The organism is Roseovarius salinarum (genome assembly GCF_002834145.1).
In the GTDB taxonomy this organism is placed as follows: domain Bacteria; phylum Pseudomonadota; class Alphaproteobacteria; order Rhodobacterales; family Rhodobacteraceae; genus Roseovarius; species Roseovarius salinarum.
This window is the reverse complement of record NZ_PHNT01000012.1, coordinates 40,600-62,626: the sequence shown is the minus strand read 5'-3', so window position 1 is coordinate 62,626 and position 22,027 is coordinate 40,600. Positions and strand designations below refer to the sequence as shown.

Sequence of the window (22,027 nt, the reverse complement as noted above, 5' to 3'; positions counted from 1 at the left end):
CGCGCAACCGCATTCATCTTGCCCGAAATACTCCCGCCGGAGGCATCCGCACGGGCGCAGCACGAAGAGGCGGTCGCGATCACGCGGTGTGGTCAACCACCTGGAGGTGCTGCGCCAGCGTATCGACCTTGCCAAGAAGCCGCTGCACCAGCTTCGGGTCGCTGGGCGCGGGGGTGACGCCTGCGGGGATCTCCCGGTTGGCCACCGCTTCGATCACCATCGACAGCGGAATCGACACCAGCCGTGCCATCGCGGTGCCGCGCGCGTCGCCCCAGGCGTCCATGACATAGGTCTTGTGCCAGACGGGTCGCCCCTCCCGTTCCGCCTTGAGCGACACGCACAGCACCACGCGATCCGGCTCGCCCTCGTCATAGGCGTTCTCGGCCCAGAGCGCGTCCGACATCTCCTTGAGGCGGGCCTCGCCCTCGGCGCCCTCGAGCGTCTCGATCTCGTCGAAGATGTCCCGCCACGCCTCCGACCAGCCGTTGAGCCGCAGCGTGCCGCGCACGAACTCCTTGACCCGCCAGGAAGGCTCGAAATGGTAATCGTCCATGAAGGGGATGGAATCGCGGTTCGGGTAGACCTCGAAGGTCTCCGGCGTCGGCAGCGGCGCGGTGTAGGCCGAGATCGCGTCCCACGGCCGGTCCACCCGCAACTCGGAAAAGTCGCGGATCGAACGCGAGGGCGAACGCAGCGCCTTGAGCACGCCCAGCGGCGACCAGCTGAACTTGTAACGGAAGGGGTTGGGGTGCTTCGGGATCCCGCCGCAATACGAGGTGAACGACAGGTCGTTGCCCGCGTCGAAGGCGTCGGACGCACGGTAATCGGCCACGAGGTGATGCGCCATCAGGTGGTCGATGCCCGGGTCGAGCCCCACCTCGTTGACCAGGCAGACGCCGCGCACCAGCGCCTTGGCGTGCAGCTCGTGCATCTCGGGCAAGATGTAGCTGGACGACACGAAATGCGCGCCCTTGTTGATGCACATCTCGGCCAGCGGCACGTGCCAGTCGCCCGGCAGCATGGACACGACGATGTCGCCCTCCTGCACCTCGGCTGCAAGCGCGTCGGCGTCGAATACCATGATCCTGTCGGTCAGGTCCCCCACGGCGTCGCGGGCCTTGTCCAGGGTCCGGTTCCAGACGGTGACCTCGTGGCCCGCCTCGATCAGGCGGCGCAGGCCGGGAATGGCCGAAAGGCCGGTGCCGCACCAGTGTATCGTCATGTTCCAATCCCTTTCACGTGTTCGTCGAAGACTGCCCGTGCGCGCGCCCAGACGCCGGTCTCCAGATTGTCCAACCCCGCCAGCGAGGGCAAGAGTTGCGCCGCGAAGTCCTGCGAGGATTCCACCGGCAGCAGTGACGGCAGGTTGTCGATGGCCATCACGTCGAGCGGCGGGTCGTCGGCCACGCGTGTCACAGGGGCCTCCCAGGTGGTGGCGGTGTCGTAGACGGGCACCGGGTTGTAGTCGCTGTCCGGGTCGCAGGCCACGTCGCCGATGACGGTCAGGCGGCGATCCCGCGTCAGCGCCGTTTCGGGCACGAAGACGGGCGTTCCGGGACGGGCGAGGATGCAGTTGATGAACAGCTCGTGGTCGAGGATCTCGGGAAACGGGCCGCCGTGGGCGGTCTCGTCCATGTCCCATTTCGTCGTGGACACGCCCGCTTCCGCGCAAAGGTCGGTCGCGCCGGTGCCCACGCGGCCCAGCGCGCCGATGACGATGGCGGTGGGGCGCGCGTCACCCGCGCCGCGCAGATCCGCGGCGAGGTCGTTCAGCAGCGCGTCCTTGCCCGGGTAGGTGGTGACCGGCGGGCAGATCCCCCCCGCCCGCTGCGCGGCCCAGGCCTTGAGCGACACCGCCGCGCCCGCGTAGCCCGCCCAGTAGCCGAAGGCGGCGACGCGCCGGCCCGCACCGTCCACGAGGTATTCGAGGTCGTAGAGCGCTCCGCCGCCGGCCCTGAAACGCTCCAGCAGGCGGCGCCCCGAATGCTGGCCCTTGAAGGCATGCCCGAACATGACATGGCGGTGCACCAGAGGCGTGCCGTCGTCGGGCAGCTCCTTGAGACCGAACACGATGGCATCGCGCGGGGCATCGGGCCAGCTGCCTTCGGGGGCGATGGCGCAGCCCGCGTCGGCGTAGGCCTGCGTGGGTATGGCCCGGCGTCCGCTTTCCTCGACCGTCACCGTGATGCCGCCGGCGATCAGGTCTGCCGCGCCGCCGGGCGTCAGCCCGGTGCGTTCCTCGTGCGGCCGCTGTTCGGCGCGGAGCCAGAGGTGAGTCATGCCATGATCTCCTTTCAGACGAAGGTTCGGGCGTGCGCCCGCTCCGGTGTGTCAAGGTGCGGCGTTGCGTTGAACCCGCCGACCATCAGCTGGTCGTGGACATACTCCAGCCGGTGCAGCGAGCTGTTGCGCACCTGTAGCATCATCCGCGCCATGCCGCCGTTTTCCAGCCCCAGCGCGTGGCGCATCGCCATGCCGATGACCCCGCCGGAGGTGACGACCAGCGTGCGCCCCGGCGTCTTGCAGATCTCGTCGATAACGGCGGTGACGCGGTCGGCGAAGGTGTCGAAGGTCTCGGGCACCTCTGCCAGGGCGCCGCGCGTCCAGTGTTCGATCACCTCTGGCAGGTAGCGCGAGAACTCGCGCGCATCGCGCGGCGCCGGAACCCCGTGCTGCGATTCGACGGCCCGGGCGAGGTGGAAGTAGTGCAACTCGTTCAGCCGTGCGTCCTGCCGCGTGATGGCATAACCCATCGCCTCGGCCGTGCCCACCTGCCGCGCCAGCGTTCCGGTCAGGACACGGTCGAAATGCGGCTCCGTCGCGGCCAGATGGCTGCCAAGCCATTCCGCTTGCTGGCGGCCCAGCCTGGAGAGCCGGTCATACCCGGCCTCGTCCGTGGCGTGGTTCATCGCCTGGCCGTGCCGCACGAGGATGATCTCGGACAATGGTGGTCGCTCCGCCGGTTCGCATTCGGCGCGACGTTAGCGGGGCTTGCCGTGAGTTGGAAGCCGACGGTGGCCGAAACCCGGACAACCGTGAACGGATGGCTTGGCGCAAATGCGCGGACAGGTGTCGGGATTGACGGACTCGGGCCGTGCGCCCCATGTTTATCATGCGGTCGGCAAGGAGGCGCGCATGTCCGACAAGATCCGATTCACGCTCGACGGCACGGAAGTCGAGGCCGAGGCCGGCCAGACCATCTGGGAGGTCGCCCACGGCCGCGGGCTGGTGATACCGCACCTGTGCCACAAGCCGGCGCCGGGATACCGGCCCGATGGCAACTGCCGCGCCTGCATGGTCGAGATCGAGGGGGAGCGCGTGCTCGCCGCCTCGTGCATCCGCGAGGCGAAGGACGGCATGGTGGTCAAGACCGCCTCGGAACGCGCCGAGAAGTCGCGCAAGATGGTGATGGAGCTTCTGCTGGCCGACCAGCCGGCGCGGGAGGAGGCGCACGACAAGTCCAGCCACATGTGGGACATGGCCGAACTGAACGGCGTGACCGAAAGCCGCTTCCCCGCCATGGAAGACAGCCGCGTGCCGCTGCTCGACGACAGCCACGTCGCGATGCGCGTGAACCTCGATGCCTGCATCCAGTGCAACCTGTGTGTGCGCGCCTGCCGCGAGGTGCAGGTCAACGACGTCATCGGCATGGCCGGGCGCGGCCACGACAGCTTCCCCGTCTTCGATTTCGACGACCCGATGGGCAGCTCGACCTGCGTGGCCTGCGGCGAATGCGTGCAGGCCTGCCCCACCGGCGCGCTGATGGAGGCCAGCGTTCTCGACGAGACCCAGGTCGGCGACAGCGCCGATTACGACCGCGAGGTCGAAAGCGTCTGCCCCTTCTGCGGGGTGGGCTGCCAGGTCAGCCTGAAGGTCAAGGACGACAAGGTGAAATACGTCGACGGCATCGACGGCCCCGCCAACGAGGGGCGGCTGTGCGTCAAGGGGCGGTTCGGCTTCGATTACATCCACCACGATCACCGCCTGACGAAGCCGCTGATCCGGCGCGAGGATGCCCCCGCGAAGGGCCTGAACGTCGATCCGGAAAACTGGCAGCAGGTCTTCCGCGAGGCAGACTGGGACGAGGCGCTGGACACCGCCGCCGCGGGCCTCAAGCGGCTCAAGGACGCGCATGGCGGCAAATCGGTCGCCGGTTTCGGCAGCGCCAAGTGCACCAACGAGGAAGCCTACCTGTTCCAGAAACTGATCCGGCAGGGCTTCGGCCACAACAACGTGGACCACTGCACCCGGCTGTGCCACGCGTCCTCGGTCGCCGCGCTGATGGAGAACGTGGGCAGCGGCGCGGTGACCGCCACCTTCAACCAGATCGAGAACGCCGACGTCGCGATCATCATCGGCGCCAACCCGGTCGAGAACCACCCCGTTGCCGCCACGTATTTCAAGCAGTTCACGAAGCGCGGCGGCAAGCTGATCGTGATGGACCCGCGCGGCGTGGGCCTGCGCCGCTTCGCCACGCACATGCTGCAGTTCAAGCCCGGCACGGACGTGTCGATGCTCAACGCCATCATGCACGTCATCGTCGAGGAAGGGCTCTACGACCAGCAGTACATCGAGGCCTTCACCGAGAACTGGGAGGCCGAGAAGGCGCACCTCGCGCAGTTCCCGCCCGAGGAGATGGAAAAGATCTGCGGCATCCCGTCCGAGACGCTGCGGCAGGTCGCGCGCGAATTCGCGGGCGCGCAGGCGGGCATGATCTTCTGGGGCATGGGGATCTCGCAGCACATCCACGGCACCGACAATTCGCGCTGCCTGATCTCGCTGGCGCTGATGAGCGGCCACGTCGGCCGCCCCGGGACCGGGCTGCACCCGCTCCGCGGCCAGAACAACGTGCAGGGCGCGTCGGACGCGGGGCTGATCCCGATGTTCCTGCCCGATTACCAGAAGGTCACGGACCCGGACGCGCGCCGTGCCTTCACGCAGGTCTGGGAAAGCGATGATTTCAGCGGCGAGGCCGGGCTGACCGTCACCGAGATCATGGATGACGTGCACGCCGGCAACACGCGGGGGATGTACATCCTTGGCGAGAACCCGGCGATGTCCGACCCCGACGTGGACCACGCGCGCGACGCGCTTGCCAAGCTCGATCACCTCGTGGTGCAGGACATCTTCCTGACCGAGACGGCGAACTACGCCGACGTGATCCTGCCCGCCTCGGCCTTTGCCGAGAAGACGGGCACGGTGACCAACACCAACCGTCAGGTGCAGATGGGCCGCCCCGCGGTGCCGCCGCCGGGCGAGGCGCGCGAGGACTGGGCGATCACGGTGGAGCTGGCCCGTAGACTGGGCCTGCCGTGGGATTACGCCAGCCCGGCGGACGTCTTTGCCGAGATGGCGCTGAACATGCCCTCGCTCAACAACATCACCTGGGAGCGGCTGGAGCGCGAGAACGCCGTCACCTACCCCTGCAAGGACCCCGAGGGGCCGGGCGAGGCCGTGGTCTTCGGCGACGGGTTCCCGCGCGCCGAGGGCCGGGCGAAGTTCACGCCGGCCAGCGTGATCCCCCCCGACGAGATGCCCGACGCCGAGTATCCCTTCGTGCTGACGACGGGGCGGCAGCTCGAGCACTGGCACACCGGGTCGATGACGCGGCGCGCCACGGTGCTGGACGCGGTCGAGCCCGAGGCCAACTGCTCGCTCCACCCTGCCACGCTGCGCAAGATGGGCGTGGAGCCGGGCGAGATGGTGCGCCTGACCAGCCGGCGCGGCAGCATCACGCTGATGGCCCGTGCCGACCGCGCGATCGGCCCCGAGATGGTCTTCGTGCCCTTCGCCTTCGTCGAGGCGGCGGCGAACCTGCTGACCAACCCGGCGATCGATCCCTACGGCAAGATCCCCGAGTTCAAGTACTGCGCCGTGCGGGTGGAGAAGGCCGAGGAAAGCGTGGCGGCGGAGTGACCCCCGCCCGGCGCCGAGGTGCAGCGACGAAGGTGCCCCTGTGCTCCCGGTAGAGCCCAGCCGCTTCCTGTCTGACCTGCACGCCCTTCGGGAATTCGGTGCGGCCGGGGGTGGGCAAGGGCGTGGTGCGCCCCGCCTGTTCCGAGGCCGACATCGCGGCGCGCGAATGGCTGGCCGGGCAAATGGCCGGGGCCGGGCTTGAGCCGCGTTACGATCCGGTCGGCAACCTGTTCGGGCTGGCGCGGGCGGAGCGGTCGCTGCTGGTGGGCAGCCATACCGACAGCCAGCCCGAGGGCGGCTGGCTCGACGGGGCGCTGGGCACGATCGCGGGACTGGAAATCGCGCGGGCGGCGCGCGCGGCCGGCGGCCCGCCGGTCTCCGTCGTCTCGTTCCAGGACGAGGAGGGGCGCTTTGGCGTCACGACGGGCAGTTCCGTGTGGGCCGGGACCCTGCCGCTGGCCGACGCGGACGCCCGCGCCGACGGCGACGGGGTTACCTTCGCCGGGGCACGGGCGCGCATGGCGCAGCTGGCGGGCGATTTCATCGACCCGGGCCGATTCAGCGGTTTCCTGGAAATGCACATCGAACAGGGGCCCTGGCTCTACGAGGCCGGTGAGGCGCTGGGTGTCGTCACCGACATCGTCGGCATCCGCGACATGGAGATCACCTTTGAAGGCGATCAGAACCATGCCGGCACCACGCCGATGCATCGCCGCCGAGACGCCTTTCAGGCGCTGGCGGACTTCAATGCGCGCATCAACGCCGGGCTGGGCGAGATCGCGACGCCGCGCACGGTCTGGACGATCGGGCAGGTCGTGCTGCATCCCGGCGCCCATTCCATCGTGCCCGGGCGCGCGGTGTTTTCCATGCAGTGGCGCGACGACGACGCCGGCCGGCTCGACCGGATGGAGGCGGTGATCCGCGACGCCGCAGGCGCGATCGCCGCCGAGCGGGGGCTCGTGGTCCGTTTCGGCGACATGCTCGGGCTGGAACCGGTGCCGATGGACACCGGATTGCAGGCGGAACTGGCCGCCGCGGCGCAGGAGCAGGCGCCGGGCCGGTGGCGCCACCTGCCCTCGGGGGCGTTGCACGACGCGGCCAACGCGGCACGGCTGATGCCGGCGGCGATGTTGTTCGTGCCCTCCATCGACGGCATCAGCCACGCCTTCGCCGAGGATACGGACGAGGCGGATCTGGTGACGGGCCTGCGCGCCCTGGCAGGCGCGGTGTCGCGCCTCGCGCCGTGACGGCGGGTGGTCAGATCGCGCCCAGCAGCCGCAGCGCCATGGCGACGCTGGACAGCGCCGCGATCGCGAAGGCGAGCGTGCGCAGCACCGGGATGCCCAGCGCGTAGACGATGTAATGCGCCAGGAGCGCGAAGAAATACGTCATCGCCAGCACGCCGGGGTACGGGTCCGCCGGCATGCGGATCGCGGCGAGCACCGCGAGCGGCGCGAAGGCGACAAAGCTTTCGACGGCCACGGTATGCGCGCGCATCGCGCGTTGTGCCCATTCCGACTGTGGCGCCAGGTGCGGACCCGGATTGCCCATCGCGCCGAGCAGGCCGCGCACCATGATCCGGTCTAGGATATAGGGCAGCCACGCCACCGCGATCCAGAGCGCGGCGTAAAGCGTGTAGCGTTCGAGGTCGGTCATGGTCTCCTCCCTGACCCTGGTCCGCGCAGGGTAGCGCATGACGCCTTGTTTTCACAGGCCGGCGGGGCGGGCGCGCGTCAGCTCCAGATCACCTCGCCCAGAAAGATGTACCCCGCGCCGTAGATCGTCTTGATAAGGCGCGGGTTGCGGGGGTCTTCCCGCAGCTTGGTCCGCAGCCGCGAGATGCGCACGTCCATTGCCCGGTCGAAGCTTTCGCCGGCGGCACCGCCCAGTGCCTCCTGCATCGCCTGCCGCGAGATCAGCCGCTTGGGCCGCTCCAGGAACAGCCGAAGAACCTGCCCTTCGGCGTGGGAAAACGGTGTCTCGGCCCCGGCGTCGTCCTCGAGCACGTAGCGGTCGAAATGCGCCGCCCAGCCGTTGAAACGCGCGGTTTCACCGGTGGCCGGCGCGGTGCTTCCGCGCCGCAACCGCGCGCGGATCCGCGCGACCACCTCGGCGGGGTCGAAGGGTTTGATGATGTAGTCGTCCGCGCCCAGCTCAAGGCCGGTCACGCGGTCCTGCACCTCGGCCCGGCCGGAAATGATGATGACCGTCGCGCCCTGTTCCAGCGCGAGCTGGTGCACCAGGGTCAGCCCGTTGCGGTCGGGCAGCGACAGGTCGACGAGGCAGACGTCCGGCGTGGCAGCCTTGAGCATGGCCTCGAACTCGGTCGCGCGTCCGAACGCCTGCGTGCGAAAGCCCGCCTCCTCCAGCGCGTCCGACAACATCGTGCGGATCGCGGGCTCGTCGTCAAGGATCGTCACCAGCGGCGCGGTCATGTCGCCCCGGCGCCTGCCCGCACCAGACCGGCATTCAGCTGTGCCGCGTCGAACGGTTTGCGCAGAACCGGCGCGCGCGCGGCGGCCCGGCGGTGCAGCGGGTCGTCCGGCGGCAGCGACGTCATCAGCAGGGCCGGGCAGCGGCCGGCCGGAAGCGCCCCCAGCAGGTCGAGGCCGGTCTGGCCGCCCTCGAGCGTGATGTCGGAGACCAGTGCGGATATCTCGGGAAGGTCCTCGAGCAGGTTGAGCGCCTCGGGAGCGCTGGCGGCTTCCACGACGCTGTGGCCGGCCTCGCGCAGCATGTCGCGCACGGTGCCGCGCAGGTCGGGGCTGTCCTCGACCAGAAGGATCATGCCCGGGCTGGCCGACGCATCGGCCAGCCGCAGTGGCAGGCGGATCGTCACGCGCCCGCCGGTGCCGGCGTTCGACAGCGTGACCTGCCCGCCTGCCAGCTTGGTGGTGTCGTAGACCGTGGCCAGCCCCAGCCCCGATCCCTCGCCGCCCTTCGTGGTGTAGAAGGGTTCGAGCGCGTGTTTCAGCGCATCCTCGGAAAACCCGGTGCCGGTGTCCTCGACGGCGAACTCGATCCAGGTGTTCCGCAGCATCCGGGTGGTCAGCGTGACGGTGCCGCGCGTGCCGCATGCGTCGCGCGCGTTTATGACGAGGTTCAGCAACGAATCCTGCAGCATTCCCGCGTCCAGGAGGACGCGCTCCGCGCCGGCAAGGTTCTGGACGATGAAATCCACGCCTTCGGGCAGGGTTGAGCGTGCCAGCGTCTCGAGATCACCCAGGAACCCCGGAAGATGGACCGGCGCCGGGGTGTGTTCGCGCGGTCCGGTCATGTCCGCGATGCGGTCGAGCAACCCGCCGCCGCGTCGGGCGGCCGCCTGCGTCGCGGTGATCAGCGCACCGGCGTCGTCGGGCAGCTCCATCCGCGCCAGCTTGGCCTGCATCCCGAGGATGATCGTCAGAAGGTTCGAGAAATCATGGGCCAGCCCGGAGGTGAGCTGCGCCGCCATTTCCCGGCGGCGTGTCTGTTGCAGGGCGGCGCGCGTCTGCGCCTCCTCGGTGACATCCATCGACAGGATGTAGACGCCGCCCTGGGTGTCGTCGGGGGTGAAGGCCGTGCGGATCCGGCGCGAGCTGGCCTCGTGCGTGAACTCGAAGACCGACGGCTTGCCTGCGAAAGCTTCGTCGAGGTGGGGCCGGATCGCCGCGTGGGTCTGTGGGCCGAGCGCGGATTCGATCGGCAATCCGACGATCTCGGAGCGGCTGCCCGGCAGCACCGTGTTGAGCCGGCGGTTGGAGTAGGTGTAGCGCCGGTCGGCGCCGACATGCGCGATGTGCGCCGGCATCATTTCTGTCGTCAGCCGCGTGCGTGCTTCCATCTCGGTCAGCTGGCGCTTGGCCTCTTCCAGCGCGGTGATCGTGGATTCCAGCTGCCGGTTGGTCGCGGCGAGTTCCTCGGAGTAGCTCAGAAGCTGGTCCGAGAGTTCCTCGGAGCGTGCCCGCAGAAGCCTTTCCTGCCGCTTGGTGCGGGTGATGTCGGTATAGACGGTGACCCATCCGCCCTGCGGCAACGGCGAGCCCTCGACGCTGATCGTGCGCCCGTTGGCGCGCGTGCGTTCCATGTAATGCGGCTCGAAGGCAAGGGCCTGTTGCACCCGCGCGTCCACGAAGGCCTCGACGTCGCCCACGTCGCCGTAGTCGCCGCGCTTCGCGAGGAAGCGGATCGTGTCCGAGAACGCGGCGCCGGGCGTGACCAGTCGGTCGGGCAGATCGAACATCTCCTGAAAGCGCTGGTTGCACAGCGCCAGCCGCAGGTCGCGGTCATAGATCGTCAGCGCCTGCTGGATCAGGTTCAGCCCGGCCATCGTCATGGCGTGGGTTGCGGGGGGTGTCTGGGTCATCGCGCTATCCTTGCCGGAAAATTGCTAGCACCGGAAGCCTGCGCCGGCAAAACGCGCCTCACGCGCTGTTACAATTCGTTAGGATTGGGCAAATTTCAGGAAAAAGTTGACGCCGAGCGTGATCCGCGCACCCTTGAGGCCGGAGGAATCGCCGCGGGGCGTGCAAGGTTCGCTTTGCGGACACGGGGAGGAGATAACTTGGCACAGTCGTCACGGGCGGCGGATGGATTCGTGTCCATTCCGGCGCTGCTGAAACGCAACGCATCCGAATTCGGGGGGCGCCCGGCCTACCGCGAGAAGGAATTCGGCATCTGGCAAAGCTGGACCTGGGCCGAAGCCGAAAAAGAGATCGAGTCGCTCGCGCTGGGCCTGATCAACCTCGGCGTGGAGGAGGGCGATTTCATCGCCATCATCGGCCGCAACCGGCCGCATTTCTACTGGACCTTTGTCGCGGCGCAGTCCGTCGGCGCGATCCCCGTGCCGCTCTACCAGGATGCGGCGGCCGAGGAGATGGCCTACGTGATGGCGCATTGCGGCGCGCGCTTTGCCGTCGTCGAGGACCAGGAGCAGGTCGACAAGGTCATCGAGATCCAGGACGAGCTCCACCAGTTCGAACACATGATCTACGTTGATCCGCGGGGGCTGCGGAAATACGACCACCACAAGCTGCACATCTTCGCGGACGTCCAGGAACAGGGCCGCGCCGCCTACTGGGAATTCATCGAGGACCTCAAGGCGCGCCGCGAGAAGCTGGACTACGACAGCATCTGCGTGATGCTCTACACCTCCGGTACGACTGGCAAGCCCAAGGGCGTGGTCCTGTCCAACCGCAACATCATCGAGTCGTCCAGGTCATCGGCCGAGTTCGACGACCTGACCCGTCGCGAGGAAGTCCTGGCCTACCTGCCGATGGCCTGGGTGGGCGATTTCATCTTCTCGGTCGGGCAGGCGTACTGGTGCGGGTTCTGCGTGAACTGCCCGGAAAGCCCCGACACCATGCAGACCGACCTTCGCGAGATCGGCCCGACCTATTACTTCGCGCCGCCGCGTGTGTTCGAGACGCAGCTGACCAACGTGATGATCCGCATGGAGGACGCGGGGCGGCTGAAGAAGTGGCTTTTCGACGTGTTCATGGCCCACGCGCGAAAGGTCGGCCCGGCGATCCTTGATGGCAAGCCGGTCGGGCTGTGGGACCGCGCCAGGTACGCCCTGGGCAACCTGGTGATCTACGGACCTCTGAAGGACACCCTGGGCTTCAGCCGCGTGCGCGTGGGCTACACCGCCGGCGAGGCGATCGGACCGGAGATCTTCGAGTTCTACCGCAGCCTGGGCATCAACCTGAAACAGCTTTACGGTCAGACCGAGGCCAGCGTCTTCATCACGCTTCAGCCCGACGGCGAGGTGCGCAACGACACCGTCGGCGTGGCGGCCCCCGGCGTGGAGCTCAAGATCGACGACACCGGAGAGGTCTATTACCGCAGCCCCGGGGTGTTCGAATACTACTACCGCAACGAGGAAAGCACGGCCAAGACGAAGGACGCCGACGGCTGGGTCGCCACCGGGGACGCCGGGTTCTTCGAGGAGGACACCGGCCACCTGCGCATCATCGACCGGGCCAAGGACGTGGGCAAGATGGCCGATGGCAGCCTGTTCGCCCCGAAATACGTGGAAAACAAGCTGAAGTTCTTCCCCAACATCCTTGAGGCCGTGGCCTTTGGCGACGGGCGCGAGCAATGCACGGCCTTCATCAACATCGACCTCAATGCCGTGGGCAACTGGGCCGAGCGCAACAACATCGGCTATGCCTCCTACCAGGAGCTGGCCGGGCATCCGAAGGTCCTCGACATGATGCAGGACCACGTGGAGGAGGTGAACCGCAGCCTGGCGGAGGACTCGATGCTGTCGGCCTGCCAGATCCACCGCTTCGTGGTGCTGCACAAGGAACTGGACGCCGACGACGGCGAGATCACGCGCACACGGAAGGTGCGCCGCAACATCGTCGCCGACAAATACGCCGACATCATCGAGGCCCTTTATGACGGCTCGAAGGAAATCTCGACCACGACCGAGGTGACCTACGAGGACGGCCGCAAGGGGTCGATCAGCGCGACGCTGGAAATCCGCGACGCCAAGGTGGTGCCGGTCGAGAGCAGGAAGGTGGCCGCGGAATGAACGAGATGACCGGCGACAGCTACGTGACGGAAGACGGCCGCACCATCGGCGGCGTCGTCATGGAAATGAAGAACATCACGCTGCGCTTCGGCGGCGTGGTGGCGATCAAGGACATCAGCTTCGACATCCGGCAGGGCGAGATCCGCGCGATCATCGGGCCCAACGGGGCCGGCAAGTCCTCGATGCTCAACGTCATATCGGGGTTCTACAAGCCGCAGGAAGGCGAGGTCTGGTACCTGGGCGAGAAGCGACCGCCGATGAAACCCTACCAGGTCGCCCGGCAGGGAATCGCGCGGACGTTCCAGAACATCGCCCTGTTCGAGGGCATGAGCGTGCTCGACAACGTGATGACCGGCCGGATCCGCCACATGGAGGCGGGGCTGCTGGCGCAGGCGGCCTGGAAGGGAAAGGCGGAAGCGGAAGAGGTCGCCAACCGCGAGGCCGTCGAGAAGATCATCGACTTCCTGGAAATCCAGCACATCCGCAAGACACCGGTCGGGCGTTTGCCCTACGGGCTGAAAAAGCGGGTGGAGCTTGCGCGGGCGCTGGCCGCGGAGCCGTCGATCCTGCTGCTCGACGAGCCGATGGCCGGCATGAACGTGGAGGAGAAGGAGGACATGAGCCGCTTCGTCCTCGACGTGAACGACGAGTTCGGCACGACGATCGCGCTGATCGAGCACGACATGGGCGTGGTCATGGACCTTTCCGACCGTGTGGTCGTCATGGACTACGGCAAGAAGATCGGCGACGGCACCCCCGACGAGGTCCGCACCAACCAGGACGTCATCGACGCCTACCTGGGGGTGGCCCATGACTGATCTCGGAGGGTGCCAAGAGTTTTCGGAAAAACTTTCGGCAAGTTTCTTCGGAAGAATTCTGCGGGAGGAGGCCGCCAATGCCTGAACAGTTCATCTGGGGAATTGAGGTCTTTCTCAATGGCCTCATGACGGGGGTTCTCTATTCGCTTGTGGCGCTCGGGTTCGTTCTGATCTTCAAGGCCAGCGGCATCTTCAACTTCGCGCAGGGCGTCATGGCGCTGTTCGCGGCGCTGACTCTGGTGGGGATCATGGAAGGGCAGGTGCCCTTCAGCCACCTGATCAACGCCACCTTCGGCACCGAGATCCACCATTTCGGCTGGCACGTCCCGGCATGGCTGGCGATCATCTTGACGATGGGGGTGATGGTTCTGCTGGCGTGGCTGGTCAACAAGCTGATTTTCCAGCACCTGGTGAACCAGCCGCCGATCATCCTGTTCATGGCCGCCATCGGGCTTGCCTATTTCCTGGAAGGTCTGGGCGACATGATGTGGGGCGCCGACATCAAGGAACTCGACGTCGGGCTGCCGCAGGGCATCAACACCACGATCGACGAGGTGACCTACAACCTGTTCGGCTACGGTTTCTTCATCGACAACCTCGACCTGTGGGCGACCGGCATCGCCGCGGTCCTCGTGGCGGCCTTGGTGATCTTCGCGCAGTATTCGAAGCACGGCCGCGCGATGCGCGCGGTCGCCGATGACCACCAGGCCGCGCTGAGCGTGGGCATCTCGCTGAAGTTCATCTGGATCATGGTCTGGTCGCTGGCAGGCTTCGTCGCCCTTGTCGCCGGCATCATGTGGGGCACGAAATCGGGGGTCCAGTTCTCGCTGTCGCTGATCGCGCTCAAGGCGCTGCCCGTCCTCATGCTGGGCGGCTTCACCTCGATCCCCGGCGCCATCGTGGGCGGGCTGATCATCGGCGTCGGCGAGAAGCTGTTCGAGTTCATCGTCGGCCCGCTGGTCGGCGGCGCGACCGAGAACTGGTTCGCCTACGTGCTGGCGCTGATCTTCCTCGTGTTCCGGCCGCAGGGCCTGTTCGGCGAGAAGATCATCGAGAGGGTATGACGCGATGCGCAAGCTGATCGCCATCGCCAATGTCGTCGCCTGGTCGGGGTTCTGGGCGTTCGGCTACCTCGCGCTCACGGCGCAGCCCGATCAGACCGTTCAGATGGTTACCGCGGCGGTCCTCGCGGCGCTGGGCGGTGGCGTGGGGATGCTCGCCTACTTCTGGCTGGTGCGTCACGCCGAGGACACGGGCTATGCCAAGCGGCCGAACCGGGCCGTGAAAGACGAAGACAACAACACGTTCCACGAGGAGGTCGTCTGAGATGTTCTATCGCGAAGCAGGGGACTTCAAGACGTCCTATACCGAGGACAGCCAGACCTTCCCGATCAAGTTCGACCGCTACGGCTATTACGTCACGCTGGCGGTGGCCTTCCTTGTCATCCCGTTCATCATCAACGACTACTGGGTGAACGCGGTCTTCATGCCGTTCCTGATCTACTCGATCGCGGCGATCGGGCTGAACATCCTGGTGGGGTATTGCGGGCAGGTCAGCCTCGGCACAGGCGGTTTCATGGCGGTGGGCGCCTATGCCTGCTACAAGCTGATGACCGGCTTTCCCGACGTCAGCATCGCCATCCACATCCTTCTGGCCGGTGGCATAACCGCCGCAGTCGGCGTTTTGTTCGGCCTGCCCAGCCTTCGGATCAAGGGCTTCTACCTCGCCGTTGCCACGCTGGCGGCGCAGTTCTTCCTGGTCTGGCTGTTCAACCGCGTGCCGTGGTTCTACAACTATTCGGCCTCCGGCCAGATCAGCGCGCCCGAACGCACGCTCTTCGGCATCACCGTCACCGGCGCGGAGACGACGGCCTGGGCCGCCTACATGTTCTGCCTGGTTTTCCTTGTGGCGAGCGCCTGGATCGCGCGCAACCTGACGCGCGGCATGGCGGGCCGGAAGTGGATGGCGATCCGCGACATGGACATCGCCGCCGAGATCATCGGCGTGAACCCGCTGCGCGCCAAGCTCAGCGCCTTCGCTGTCAGCTCGTTCTTCATCGGCATCGCCGGCGCACTGTTCTTCGCCGTCTACCTTGGCGCGGTCGAGGTCGGCGAGGTCTTCGGCATCAACAAGTCGTTCCTCGTGCTCTTCATGGTGATCATCGGCGGGCTCGGCTCGATCTTCGGCAGCTTTGCCGGGGCCGCGTTCCTGGTGCTGCTGCCGGTCTTTCTCAAGAACGTGCTGGTGGGCGGTCTCGGCTGGCCCACCGACCTGGCCGCGCATCTGGAGCTGGTCATCGTCGGCGGGCTGATCATCACGTTCCTCGTGGCCGAGCCGCACGGGCTGGCGCAGCTGTGGCGCGTCGCGAAGGAAAAACTGAGGCTTTGGCCCTTCCCGCACTAGGCAGGGCGCGAGCGACAAGCACGACCGGGCGTACCCCGGCACCTGAAACCATCGGACAACGACCAAGGGAGGACCTGAACCGATGAAACTGAAACTGCTCACCGCAGCCGCAGCGGCCCTGATGGCGGCCGCACCGGCGCTGGCGGAACTGAAGATCGTCGATACCAGTTACCGCACCGGCCCCTATGCCGCGAACGGCATCCCGTTCTCGGACGGCTACCAGGACTACTTCACGCTGCTCAACGAACGCGACGGCGGCATCGGCGGCGAGAAGATCAACCTCGTCGAATGCGAGACCGGCTACAACACCGAGAAGGGCGTGGAATGCTATGAATCGACCAAGGGTGGCGGATCGCTGGTCTACCAGCCGCTGTCGACCGGCATCACCTACCAGCTGATCCCGAAGGCCTCGGCCGACGGCATCCCGCTTCACACCATGGGCTACGGCCGCACCTCGGCCAAGAACGGCGAGGTGTTCGAGTGGGTGTTCAACTACCCGGCGAACTACTGGGACGGCGCGAGCCACGCGATCACCCACATTCTCAACGAGAACGACGGCGATATCTCGGGCAAGTCGATCGCGCTTGTCTACCACAACTCCGCCTATGGCAAGGAGCCGATCCGCACGCTCGAGAAACTCGGCGAGAAGCACGGTTACGACCTGACGCTGCTGCCGGTGGATCACCCGGGCCAGGAGCAGAAGTCGCAGTGGCTGCAGATCCGGCGCGAACGCCCGGACTACGTGATCATGTGGGGCTGGGGCGTCATGAACCAGGTTGCCATCCAGGAGGCGGTGAACATCCGCTATCCGATGGAGAATTTCATCGGCATCTGGTGGTCGGGCTCCGAGAACGACGTCAAGGCGGCCGGCGCGGACGCCGATGGCTACAAGGCACTGACCTTCCACAACCTCGGCGACGACTATCCCGTCTATGACGACATTCAGGAATATGTCGTGGAGACCGGCAAGGCCGCCGGCGCGGGCGACCAGATCGGCTCGGTGCTCTACAACCGGGGCATGTACGCGGCGATGCTGGCCGCCGAGGCGATCAAGACCGCGCAGGAGATGCACGACACCAGCAATATCACCCCGGAGCAGATGCGCGACGGCATGGAGAACCTGGTGATGACCGAGGAGAAGATGGCCGCGCTGGGCCTGCCCAACTTCGGTCCCGAGTTCGAGGTCACCTGCGCCAACCACGGTGGTGACGGCATGGGCGCCGTGTCGCAGTGGAACGCGGAGGCCGGCGAGTTCGAACTGATCACCGACTACTATCAGTCGGACCAGGAAATCATCCAGGAACTGATCAAGGAAGACTCCATGGCCTACGCCGAGGAAAACGACATCGAGCTGCGCTGCGAGTGATCGCATCGCAATCCCCGGCCGCGGCACCCGCGGCGGCCGGGGGCCTGAGTATCTTTGGCAAGATGAAGACGGGGTTTGGCCACACGCCGCCCGCCCGCCAGGAGGCACGGGAATGCTGGACGCAGGACGGACCGAAGAGACGCTGCTCGAGGTCAACAACATCGAGGTGATCTACAACCACGTCATCCTCGTGCTCAAGGGCGTGAGCCTGAGCGTGCCCAAGGGCGGCATCACGGCGCTGCTGGGCGGCAACGGGGCCGGCAAGACCACGACGCTCAAGGCGATCTCGAACCTTCTGAAATCGGAACGCGGCGAGGTCACGAAGGGCTCGATCACTTATCGGGGCGAACGTGTGCAGGACCTTGCGCCGACCGATCTGGTGAAGAAGGGCGTCATCCAGGTGATGGAGGGGCGCCATTGCTTCGAACACCTGACGGTGGAGGAAAACCTGCTCACGGGCGCCTACACGCGCGGCGCCTCGAAGGCCGACATCGACGCCGACCTCGAGCTTGTCTACAGCTATTTCCCGCGGTTGGAGGAACGCCGCAGGAGCCAGGCCGGCTACACCTCGGGTGGCGAGCAGCAGATGCTGGCGATCGGCCGGGCCTTGATGAGCCGGCCGGAGACGATCCTTCTCGACGAGCCCAGCATGGGGCTGGCGCCGCAGCTGGTCGAGGAGATCTTCAACATCGTCAAGACCCTCAACGAGAACGAGGGGGCCACATTCCTTCTGGCCGAGCAGAACACGAACGTCGCCCTGCGGTTCGCCAACTACGGCTACATCCTCGAATCGGGCCGTGTCGTGATGGACGGTCCTGCCGATGACCTGCGGGAGAACCCGGACGTGAAGGAATTCTACCTCGGCATGTCCGAGGAAGGGCGGCGCAGCTTCCGCGACGTCCGCAGCTATCGCCGCCGCAAGCGGTGGCTGAGCTGACCGCGGGGTGCCCGTATGTCGGATGTCATCATGCGCGATCGCCGATTCCGGGTGCGGCGCCCCTTTGGGTCAACAACGCCCGAGGATTTCCGCGCGCATCTCCTCGATCAGTTCCAGCGCCTCGTCCCGCGTGTTGCGGATGTTGGGGCGAAACCCCTGCGTCTCGGCGCGCAGGCGGATGTCCTCGGCGGTTTCGGAGCCGGCGGCGAAGCGTGCGGTGCCCAGCGACGCCGCCTCGTTGAGGCGCTTGCCGCGGTGCGCATAGCGCACCCAGGCGGCCGGAAGGATCCGGCAGCCGTTGAGGTTCACGAGAAAGAACCACTTGCGGTCCGTCTCCTTGATGCGCTCTTCGATGTAATCATAGAAATCGTCCACGTCGCGGCTGTGGTGAAACGTGAAATGGGAAAAATCCACGTCCATGATCACGGTCGTGTCGTCGAAGGACAGCCGGCGCACGAAGTCGGACAGGGTATAGTTCGGGTCATGGACGACGCGCTTGCGCCGCTTGCCGGGAAGGCCGGCCAACCGGGCAATCGCCGCATCACGGTCGGAGAACAGGTTCGGGTCGAAGGCCTCGGTGTTGGCCGCGCGAAGGATCTGTTCGCGGGTCTCGTCGGAGGCATCGAAACGCACGGATCCCATGGAGTGGGCAAGGTTGAGCGCCCGGCCGCGACGGGAATAGGCCGTCCATGCCTCGGGGTCGATCCGCGTGCCGTTGAGGTTGACGAGGAAGAACCACAGGTCCTCGCCGGTCTCTTCGATGCGCGCTTCCAGCCGGTCGTAGACGGCGTTGACCGTGTAAGAGGTGTCGAACCGGAAATCCGAGAAATCGACCTCCATGATCTGTTCGGTGTCGTGAAAGGCGATGCGGCGGTCGATCTCGGCCATGTCAATGGCCTGTGTGGTGTCGGAACGGGTCATGGGCAGCAATGTGTTGGGAAACGTCGGATCAGTTTTGTATGCAATCGCATACAGCATGTGTCGGCCCAGCCACCCCAAAGCAACCGGACAAGCTGTCGCAACCCCGAACAGCGGGCAGAGGAAAAGGCATGACCCAGTATTTCGACGATCTTGAGACCCGCACACCGCAAGCGCGTGCCGATGCCATCGCCACGGCCCTGCCAGAACAGATTGCCCGCGCGCAGGCCCTTGAGGGTTACGGCGACAGCCTGTCAGGCACCGATGCCGCCTGCGTCATGACAATCGGGGATCTGGCCGGCTTGCCGGTTCTGCGCAAGTCGGACCTGGGCGAGGCGCAGCGTACCGCACCGCCGCTAGGCGGGCTGACGACGCGGCCGGCCAGCGATTTCGCACATCTCTTCCAGTCGCCCGGCCCCATCTACGAACCCGGCGGGGGCGAGCACGACTGGTGGCGGATGGGCCGTTTCCTGCACGCCTGCGGTGTGGGCGAGGGCGACATCGTGCAGAACTGTTTCGGCTACCACCTGACGCCCGCCGGCATGATCTTCGAATCCGGCGCGCGGGCGGTGGGTGCGGCGGTGCTGCCCGCGGGCACCGGGCAGACCGAGCTTCAGGCCCGGGCCGCCGCCGACCTCGGGGTGACCGCCTATGCCGGCACGCCGGACTACCTGAAGGTGATTCTCGACAAGGCCGACGAAATGGGCCTTCGGCTTTCGATCACCCGCGCGGCGGTGGGCGGCGGGGCGTTGTTCCCCTCGCTGCGGCAGGAATACGCCGACCGCGGAATCACCTGCCTGCAGTGTTACGCCACCGCCGACCTGGGCAACATCGCCTACGAGTCCTCCGCGCAGGACGGGATGATCGTGGACGAGCATGTGATCGTCGAGATCGTCCGCCCGGGCACCGGGGATCCGGTTGCGCCGGGCGAGGTCGGCGAGGTCGTGGTCACCACGTTGAACCCCGACTACCCGCTGATCCGTTTCGCCACCGGCGACCTGAGCGCCGTCTTGGAAGGGACAAGCCCGTGCGGCCGGACCAACATGCGCATCAAGGGATGGATGGGCCGCGCCGACCAGACCACCAAGATCAAGGGCATGTTCGTTCGCCCCGAGCAGGTGGCGCAACTGGTGGCCCGGCATGACGAGATCGCACGCGCCCGCGTCATCGCCGACCGCGAGGGCGAGATGGACGTGATGACCGTGCAGATCGAGGCCGACGGTGGCGACCCGGAAAGCTATGCCGCCTCCGTGACCGATGCGCTCAAGCTCAAGGGCCGGGTCGAGATCGTCGCGAAGGGCAGCCTTCCCAACGACGGCAAAGTGATAGAGGATAGGCGCGACTACGGGTGATCCGAATCCGAACCCGAAGGGGGAACCGGCATGCGCGTCATGACCTGCCTGGTCGCCTGTGCGGCCATCCTCATTCTCGCCTTGCAGCCGGCCCGTGCCGAGGACATGGCGCTCGTCCTTGCGGACCGCGGGCAATCCAGTTTCTTCCGCGGAGACGCCGAGGCTTCATCGAGGGATTTCGTCGAGCCGCTGCGCGCCTCCGGCTTCCGGGTGATCGAGCCCGACACCCGCGATGCCCGTGCGCTCCGCCGCGCCGCCCTTTCACTTGAGAACGCCCTGCAGCAGGACGAGGTCGATCGCCTGGTCCTGGTGCTGTCCGGCCCCTTCGCCCACGGCCCCCGCGACAGCTGGCTTTTGTCCGACGAAGCCTTCGGCGCCACGCGGGTTTCGGTTGCCGCCACCGGGCTGTCGATGACCATGCTGTCCGACCTCGCCGCACAGGCAAAGGGCCGCCCCGTCGTGCTGATCCCACCCGGGCGCGATCCGCGGACACTGGGGGCCGGGCTGTCGCCGGGGCTGGGCCCGTTCACGCAGGATGCACGCGTGACATATGTCACCGGCCCCTTCGATGATCTGGTGCCGGTGCTGCGCGACCGGCTGCTGGCACCGGGCCGCTCTCTGGCGGCCGCGGCGAACCGCGCGCCGTCGTCCGTCTCCTTTTCCGGTTTCACCTCGGCCGAGGTCGGCCTGATGGGGGCGGTGGACCGGGTGGATCCTGCCCGACTGGTCGAAAAGGGGTACTGGCGGGCGGCGCAGGCGCTGGACACGATCGCGGCCTACCAATCCTATCTCGCCGCCTATCGCTCCGGCGGCCACAGGCAGCAGGCGCGCGAGCGCATCGACTGGCTCGAGGGCGCGCCCGAGCGGCAGGCGAAGGCCACGGAACGGGCGCTGGGCCTGAGCCGGTCGGAAAGGCGCGAGATCCAGCGCGACCTCGAGACGCTCGGGTTCTACGGCCGAGCCATCGACGGGATCTTCGGCGCCGGCACGCGGGCGGCCATCAAGGAATGGCAGCGCGATCAGGGCCTCGACGTTACCGGCTATCTGACCGGCAACCAGATAAGCCGCATCCGGAACCAGGCCCGTGCGCGCGAACGCGAAATCGAGCAAGAGCAACGCCGGCGCGACAACGCCTACTGGCGCGAAACCGGGCGCGGCGGTGACGAGGCCGGGCTGCGTGCTTATCTGGACCGTTACCCCGACGGGTTGCACGCCGAGGAGGCCCGCAAGCGGCTGGCCGAGATCGAGGCGGACAAGGAGGAGGCAGACCGCCGCAAGGAGCGGCGCGCCTGGCGCGATGCGCGGGACGCGGACACCGCCGAAAGCTATCGTGCCTATCTCGAGCGGTATCCGGACGGGCCCCATGCCGATCAGGCCCGCGCCCGTCTGTCCGAGATCGCGCAGGCGCAAGAAGAACGCGCTTGGCACGACGCGCGCGAAACCGACACCGTGGACGCCTACCGATCGTTTCTGAACGCCTACCCGCAGAGCCGCTTCGCCCCGCAGGCGCTGCGCCGCCTGAAGGCGCTCACCGAGCAGCAGCAGGCCCCGACGACCGTCGCCCAGGCCAAGGCCGAGGAACGTACGGTCGCCGCCACGAAGGTCGCCCGCTTGCTGATCGAGAAGCGCCTTCAGCAAATGGGTCTGGATCCCGGCGGGGTGGACGGGAACTTCACCGACAAGACCCGCCAGGCAATCCGCGATTTCCAGCGCGGCAACGACATTGACGTAACCGGCTACGTCTCGCAGATGACCATGGTGCGGTTGATGACAGCGGCCATCGAGGGCCGCTGAGCGGC

17 protein-coding genes and 1 pseudogene are annotated in these 22,027 nt (G+C 66.9%); 11 read left to right on the top strand and 7 right to left on the bottom strand.

The features are described 5' to 3' along the window. Positions 1 to 79: 79 nt before the first annotated feature. Genes CEF10_RS11785 through CEF10_RS11775 form a run of 3 tightly spaced genes read right to left on the bottom strand, consistent with a single transcriptional unit; the run spans position 80 to position 2,945 of the window. Complete coding sequence (locus CEF10_RS11785) at positions 80 to 1,222, bottom strand: saccharopine dehydrogenase family protein (RefSeq protein ID WP_101068365.1); 1,143 nt, start codon at positions 1,220 to 1,222, stop codon at positions 80 to 82. Beyond that, positions 1,219 to 2,280, bottom strand: a complete 1,062-nt coding sequence (locus CEF10_RS11780) for a saccharopine dehydrogenase (protein WP_101068364.1) — start codon at positions 2,278 to 2,280, stop codon at positions 1,219 to 1,221. The genes CEF10_RS11785 and CEF10_RS11780 overlap by 4 nt, the downstream gene beginning before the upstream one ends. 14 nt (positions 2,281 to 2,294) lie before the next feature. Next, positions 2,295 to 2,945, bottom strand: coding sequence for a histidine phosphatase family protein (locus CEF10_RS11775; protein WP_101068363.1), 651 nt, complete (start codon positions 2,943 to 2,945; stop codon positions 2,295 to 2,297). A 190-nt stretch (positions 2,946 to 3,135) separates the two neighbouring features. Between CEF10_RS11775 and fdhF the strand changes: the two genes are divergently transcribed. Together fdhF and CEF10_RS11765 are read left to right on the top strand one after the other, a co-directional pair. After that, the gene (gene fdhF, locus CEF10_RS11770) at positions 3,136 to 5,916 is read left to right on the top strand and encodes a formate dehydrogenase subunit alpha (protein WP_101068415.1); all 2,781 of its coding nucleotides are present in this window, start codon (positions 3,136 to 3,138) and stop codon (positions 5,914 to 5,916) included. 40 nt (positions 5,917 to 5,956) lie between these two features. Next, a pseudogene (locus CEF10_RS11765) lies at positions 5,957 to 7,163 on the top strand (hydantoinase/carbamoylase family amidase). A gap of 10 nt (positions 7,164 to 7,173) precedes the next feature. Here CEF10_RS11765 and CEF10_RS11760 read toward each other — a convergent pair. The 3 genes from CEF10_RS11760 to CEF10_RS11750 form a co-directional block, all read right to left on the bottom strand. Continuing rightward, positions 7,174 to 7,572: an MAPEG family protein gene (locus tag CEF10_RS11760; RefSeq protein WP_101068414.1), complete on the bottom strand. Its 399-nt coding sequence runs from the start codon at positions 7,570 to 7,572 to the stop codon at positions 7,174 to 7,176. Between the two features lie 77 nt (positions 7,573 to 7,649). Beyond that, on the bottom strand, positions 7,650 to 8,351 hold the full coding sequence (locus tag CEF10_RS11755; protein ID WP_101068362.1) for a response regulator transcription factor: 702 nt from the start codon (positions 8,349 to 8,351) through the stop codon (positions 7,650 to 7,652). Further along, complete coding sequence (locus tag CEF10_RS11750) at positions 8,348 to 10,261, bottom strand: hybrid sensor histidine kinase/response regulator (protein ID WP_232796483.1); 1,914 nt, start codon at positions 10,259 to 10,261, stop codon at positions 8,348 to 8,350. The genes CEF10_RS11755 and CEF10_RS11750 overlap by 4 nt, the downstream gene beginning before the upstream one ends. 198 nt (positions 10,262 to 10,459) lie before the next feature. On the opposite strand from CEF10_RS11750, the gene CEF10_RS11745 reads away from it, so the two are divergent. The 7 genes from CEF10_RS11745 to CEF10_RS11715 all read left to right on the top strand — a co-directional run bounded on the left by CEF10_RS11745 (position 10,460) and on the right by CEF10_RS11715 (position 17,958). After that, entirely contained in the window at positions 10,460 to 12,433 is a 1,974-nt protein-coding gene (locus CEF10_RS11745) for an AMP-binding protein (protein ID WP_101068360.1), read from the top strand. Positions 12,434 to 12,438: 5 nt separating this feature from the next. Beyond that, a complete protein-coding gene (locus tag CEF10_RS11740; RefSeq protein ID WP_408638467.1) occupies positions 12,439 to 13,251 on the top strand; it encodes an ABC transporter ATP-binding protein in 813 nt (270 codons plus the stop codon). A gap of 77 nt (positions 13,252 to 13,328) precedes the next feature. Beyond that, on the top strand, positions 13,329 to 14,315 hold the full coding sequence (locus CEF10_RS11735) for a branched-chain amino acid ABC transporter permease (protein WP_101068358.1): 987 nt from the start codon (positions 13,329 to 13,331) through the stop codon (positions 14,313 to 14,315). 4 nt (positions 14,316 to 14,319) lie between these two features. Continuing rightward, positions 14,320 to 14,577, top strand: coding sequence for a hypothetical protein (locus CEF10_RS11730; protein ID WP_101068357.1), 258 nt, complete (start codon positions 14,320 to 14,322; stop codon positions 14,575 to 14,577). Between the two features lies 1 nt (position 14,578). Further along, positions 14,579 to 15,655, top strand: a complete 1,077-nt coding sequence (locus CEF10_RS11725; protein ID WP_101068356.1) for a branched-chain amino acid ABC transporter permease — start codon at positions 14,579 to 14,581, stop codon at positions 15,653 to 15,655. Between the two features lie 82 nt (positions 15,656 to 15,737). Further along, complete coding sequence (locus CEF10_RS11720; protein WP_101068355.1) at positions 15,738 to 17,021, top strand: ABC transporter substrate-binding protein; 1,284 nt, start codon at positions 15,738 to 15,740, stop codon at positions 17,019 to 17,021. Between the two features lie 112 nt (positions 17,022 to 17,133). Further along, entirely contained in the window at positions 17,134 to 17,958 is an 825-nt protein-coding gene (locus CEF10_RS11715; RefSeq protein WP_101068354.1) for an ABC transporter ATP-binding protein, read from the top strand. Between the two features lie 69 nt (positions 17,959 to 18,027). Here the strand turns inward: CEF10_RS11715 and CEF10_RS11710 are convergent, their stop codons facing one another. Beyond that, positions 18,028 to 18,879, bottom strand: a complete 852-nt coding sequence (locus CEF10_RS11710; protein ID WP_157933023.1) for a hypothetical protein — start codon at positions 18,877 to 18,879, stop codon at positions 18,028 to 18,030. Positions 18,880 to 19,007: 128 nt separating this feature from the next. Between CEF10_RS11710 and CEF10_RS11705 the strand changes: the two genes are divergently transcribed. Together CEF10_RS11705 and CEF10_RS11700 are read left to right on the top strand one after the other, a co-directional pair. Beyond that, positions 19,008 to 20,228 (top strand): phenylacetate--CoA ligase family protein, encoded by a 1,221-nt coding sequence (locus tag CEF10_RS11705; protein ID WP_101068352.1) that lies wholly within the window; start codon positions 19,008 to 19,010, stop codon positions 20,226 to 20,228. A gap of 30 nt (positions 20,229 to 20,258) precedes the next feature. Continuing rightward, positions 20,259 to 22,022: a peptidoglycan-binding domain-containing protein gene (locus CEF10_RS11700; RefSeq protein ID WP_101068351.1), complete on the top strand. Its 1,764-nt coding sequence runs from the start codon at positions 20,259 to 20,261 to the stop codon at positions 22,020 to 22,022. The last annotated feature ends 5 nt before the right edge of the window (positions 22,023 to 22,027 follow it).

Bases quoted from the DNA above. Each gene is read 5' to 3' on its own strand.
- CEF10_RS11715 (WP_101068354.1), top strand. From the start codon at position 17,134: ATGCTGGACGCAGGACGGACCGAAGAGACGCTGCTCGAGGTCAACAAC.
- CEF10_RS11725 (WP_101068356.1), top strand. From the start codon at position 14,579: ATGTTCTATCGCGAAGCAGGGGACTTCAAGACGTCCTATACCGAGGAC.
- CEF10_RS11710 (WP_157933023.1), bottom strand. From the start codon at position 18,879: ATGACCCGTTCCGACACCACACAGGCCATTGACATGGCCGAGATCGAC.
- CEF10_RS11750 (WP_232796483.1), bottom strand. From the start codon at position 10,261: ATGACCCAGACACCCCCCGCAACCCACGCCATGACGATGGCCGGGCTG.
- CEF10_RS11785 (WP_101068365.1), bottom strand. From the start codon at position 1,222: ATGACGATACACTGGTGCGGCACCGGCCTTTCGGCCATTCCCGGCCTG.
- CEF10_RS11720 (WP_101068355.1), top strand. From the start codon at position 15,738: ATGAAACTGAAACTGCTCACCGCAGCCGCAGCGGCCCTGATGGCGGCC.
- CEF10_RS11760 (WP_101068414.1), bottom strand. From the start codon at position 7,572: ATGACCGACCTCGAACGCTACACGCTTTACGCCGCGCTCTGGATCGCG.
- CEF10_RS11705 (WP_101068352.1), top strand. From the start codon at position 19,008: ATGACCCAGTATTTCGACGATCTTGAGACCCGCACACCGCAAGCGCGT.
- CEF10_RS11740 (WP_408638467.1), top strand. From the start codon at position 12,439: ATGACCGGCGACAGCTACGTGACGGAAGACGGCCGCACCATCGGCGGC.
- CEF10_RS11780 (WP_101068364.1), bottom strand. From the start codon at position 2,280: ATGACTCACCTCTGGCTCCGCGCCGAACAGCGGCCGCACGAGGAACGC.
- CEF10_RS11735 (WP_101068358.1), top strand. From the start codon at position 13,329: ATGCCTGAACAGTTCATCTGGGGAATTGAGGTCTTTCTCAATGGCCTC.
- CEF10_RS11755 (WP_101068362.1), bottom strand. From the start codon at position 8,351: ATGACCGCGCCGCTGGTGACGATCCTTGACGACGAGCCCGCGATCCGC.
- fdhF (WP_101068415.1), top strand. From the start codon at position 3,136: ATGTCCGACAAGATCCGATTCACGCTCGACGGCACGGAAGTCGAGGCC.
- CEF10_RS11730 (WP_101068357.1), top strand. From the start codon at position 14,320: ATGCGCAAGCTGATCGCCATCGCCAATGTCGTCGCCTGGTCGGGGTTC.
- CEF10_RS11700 (WP_101068351.1), top strand. From the start codon at position 20,259: ATGCGCGTCATGACCTGCCTGGTCGCCTGTGCGGCCATCCTCATTCTC.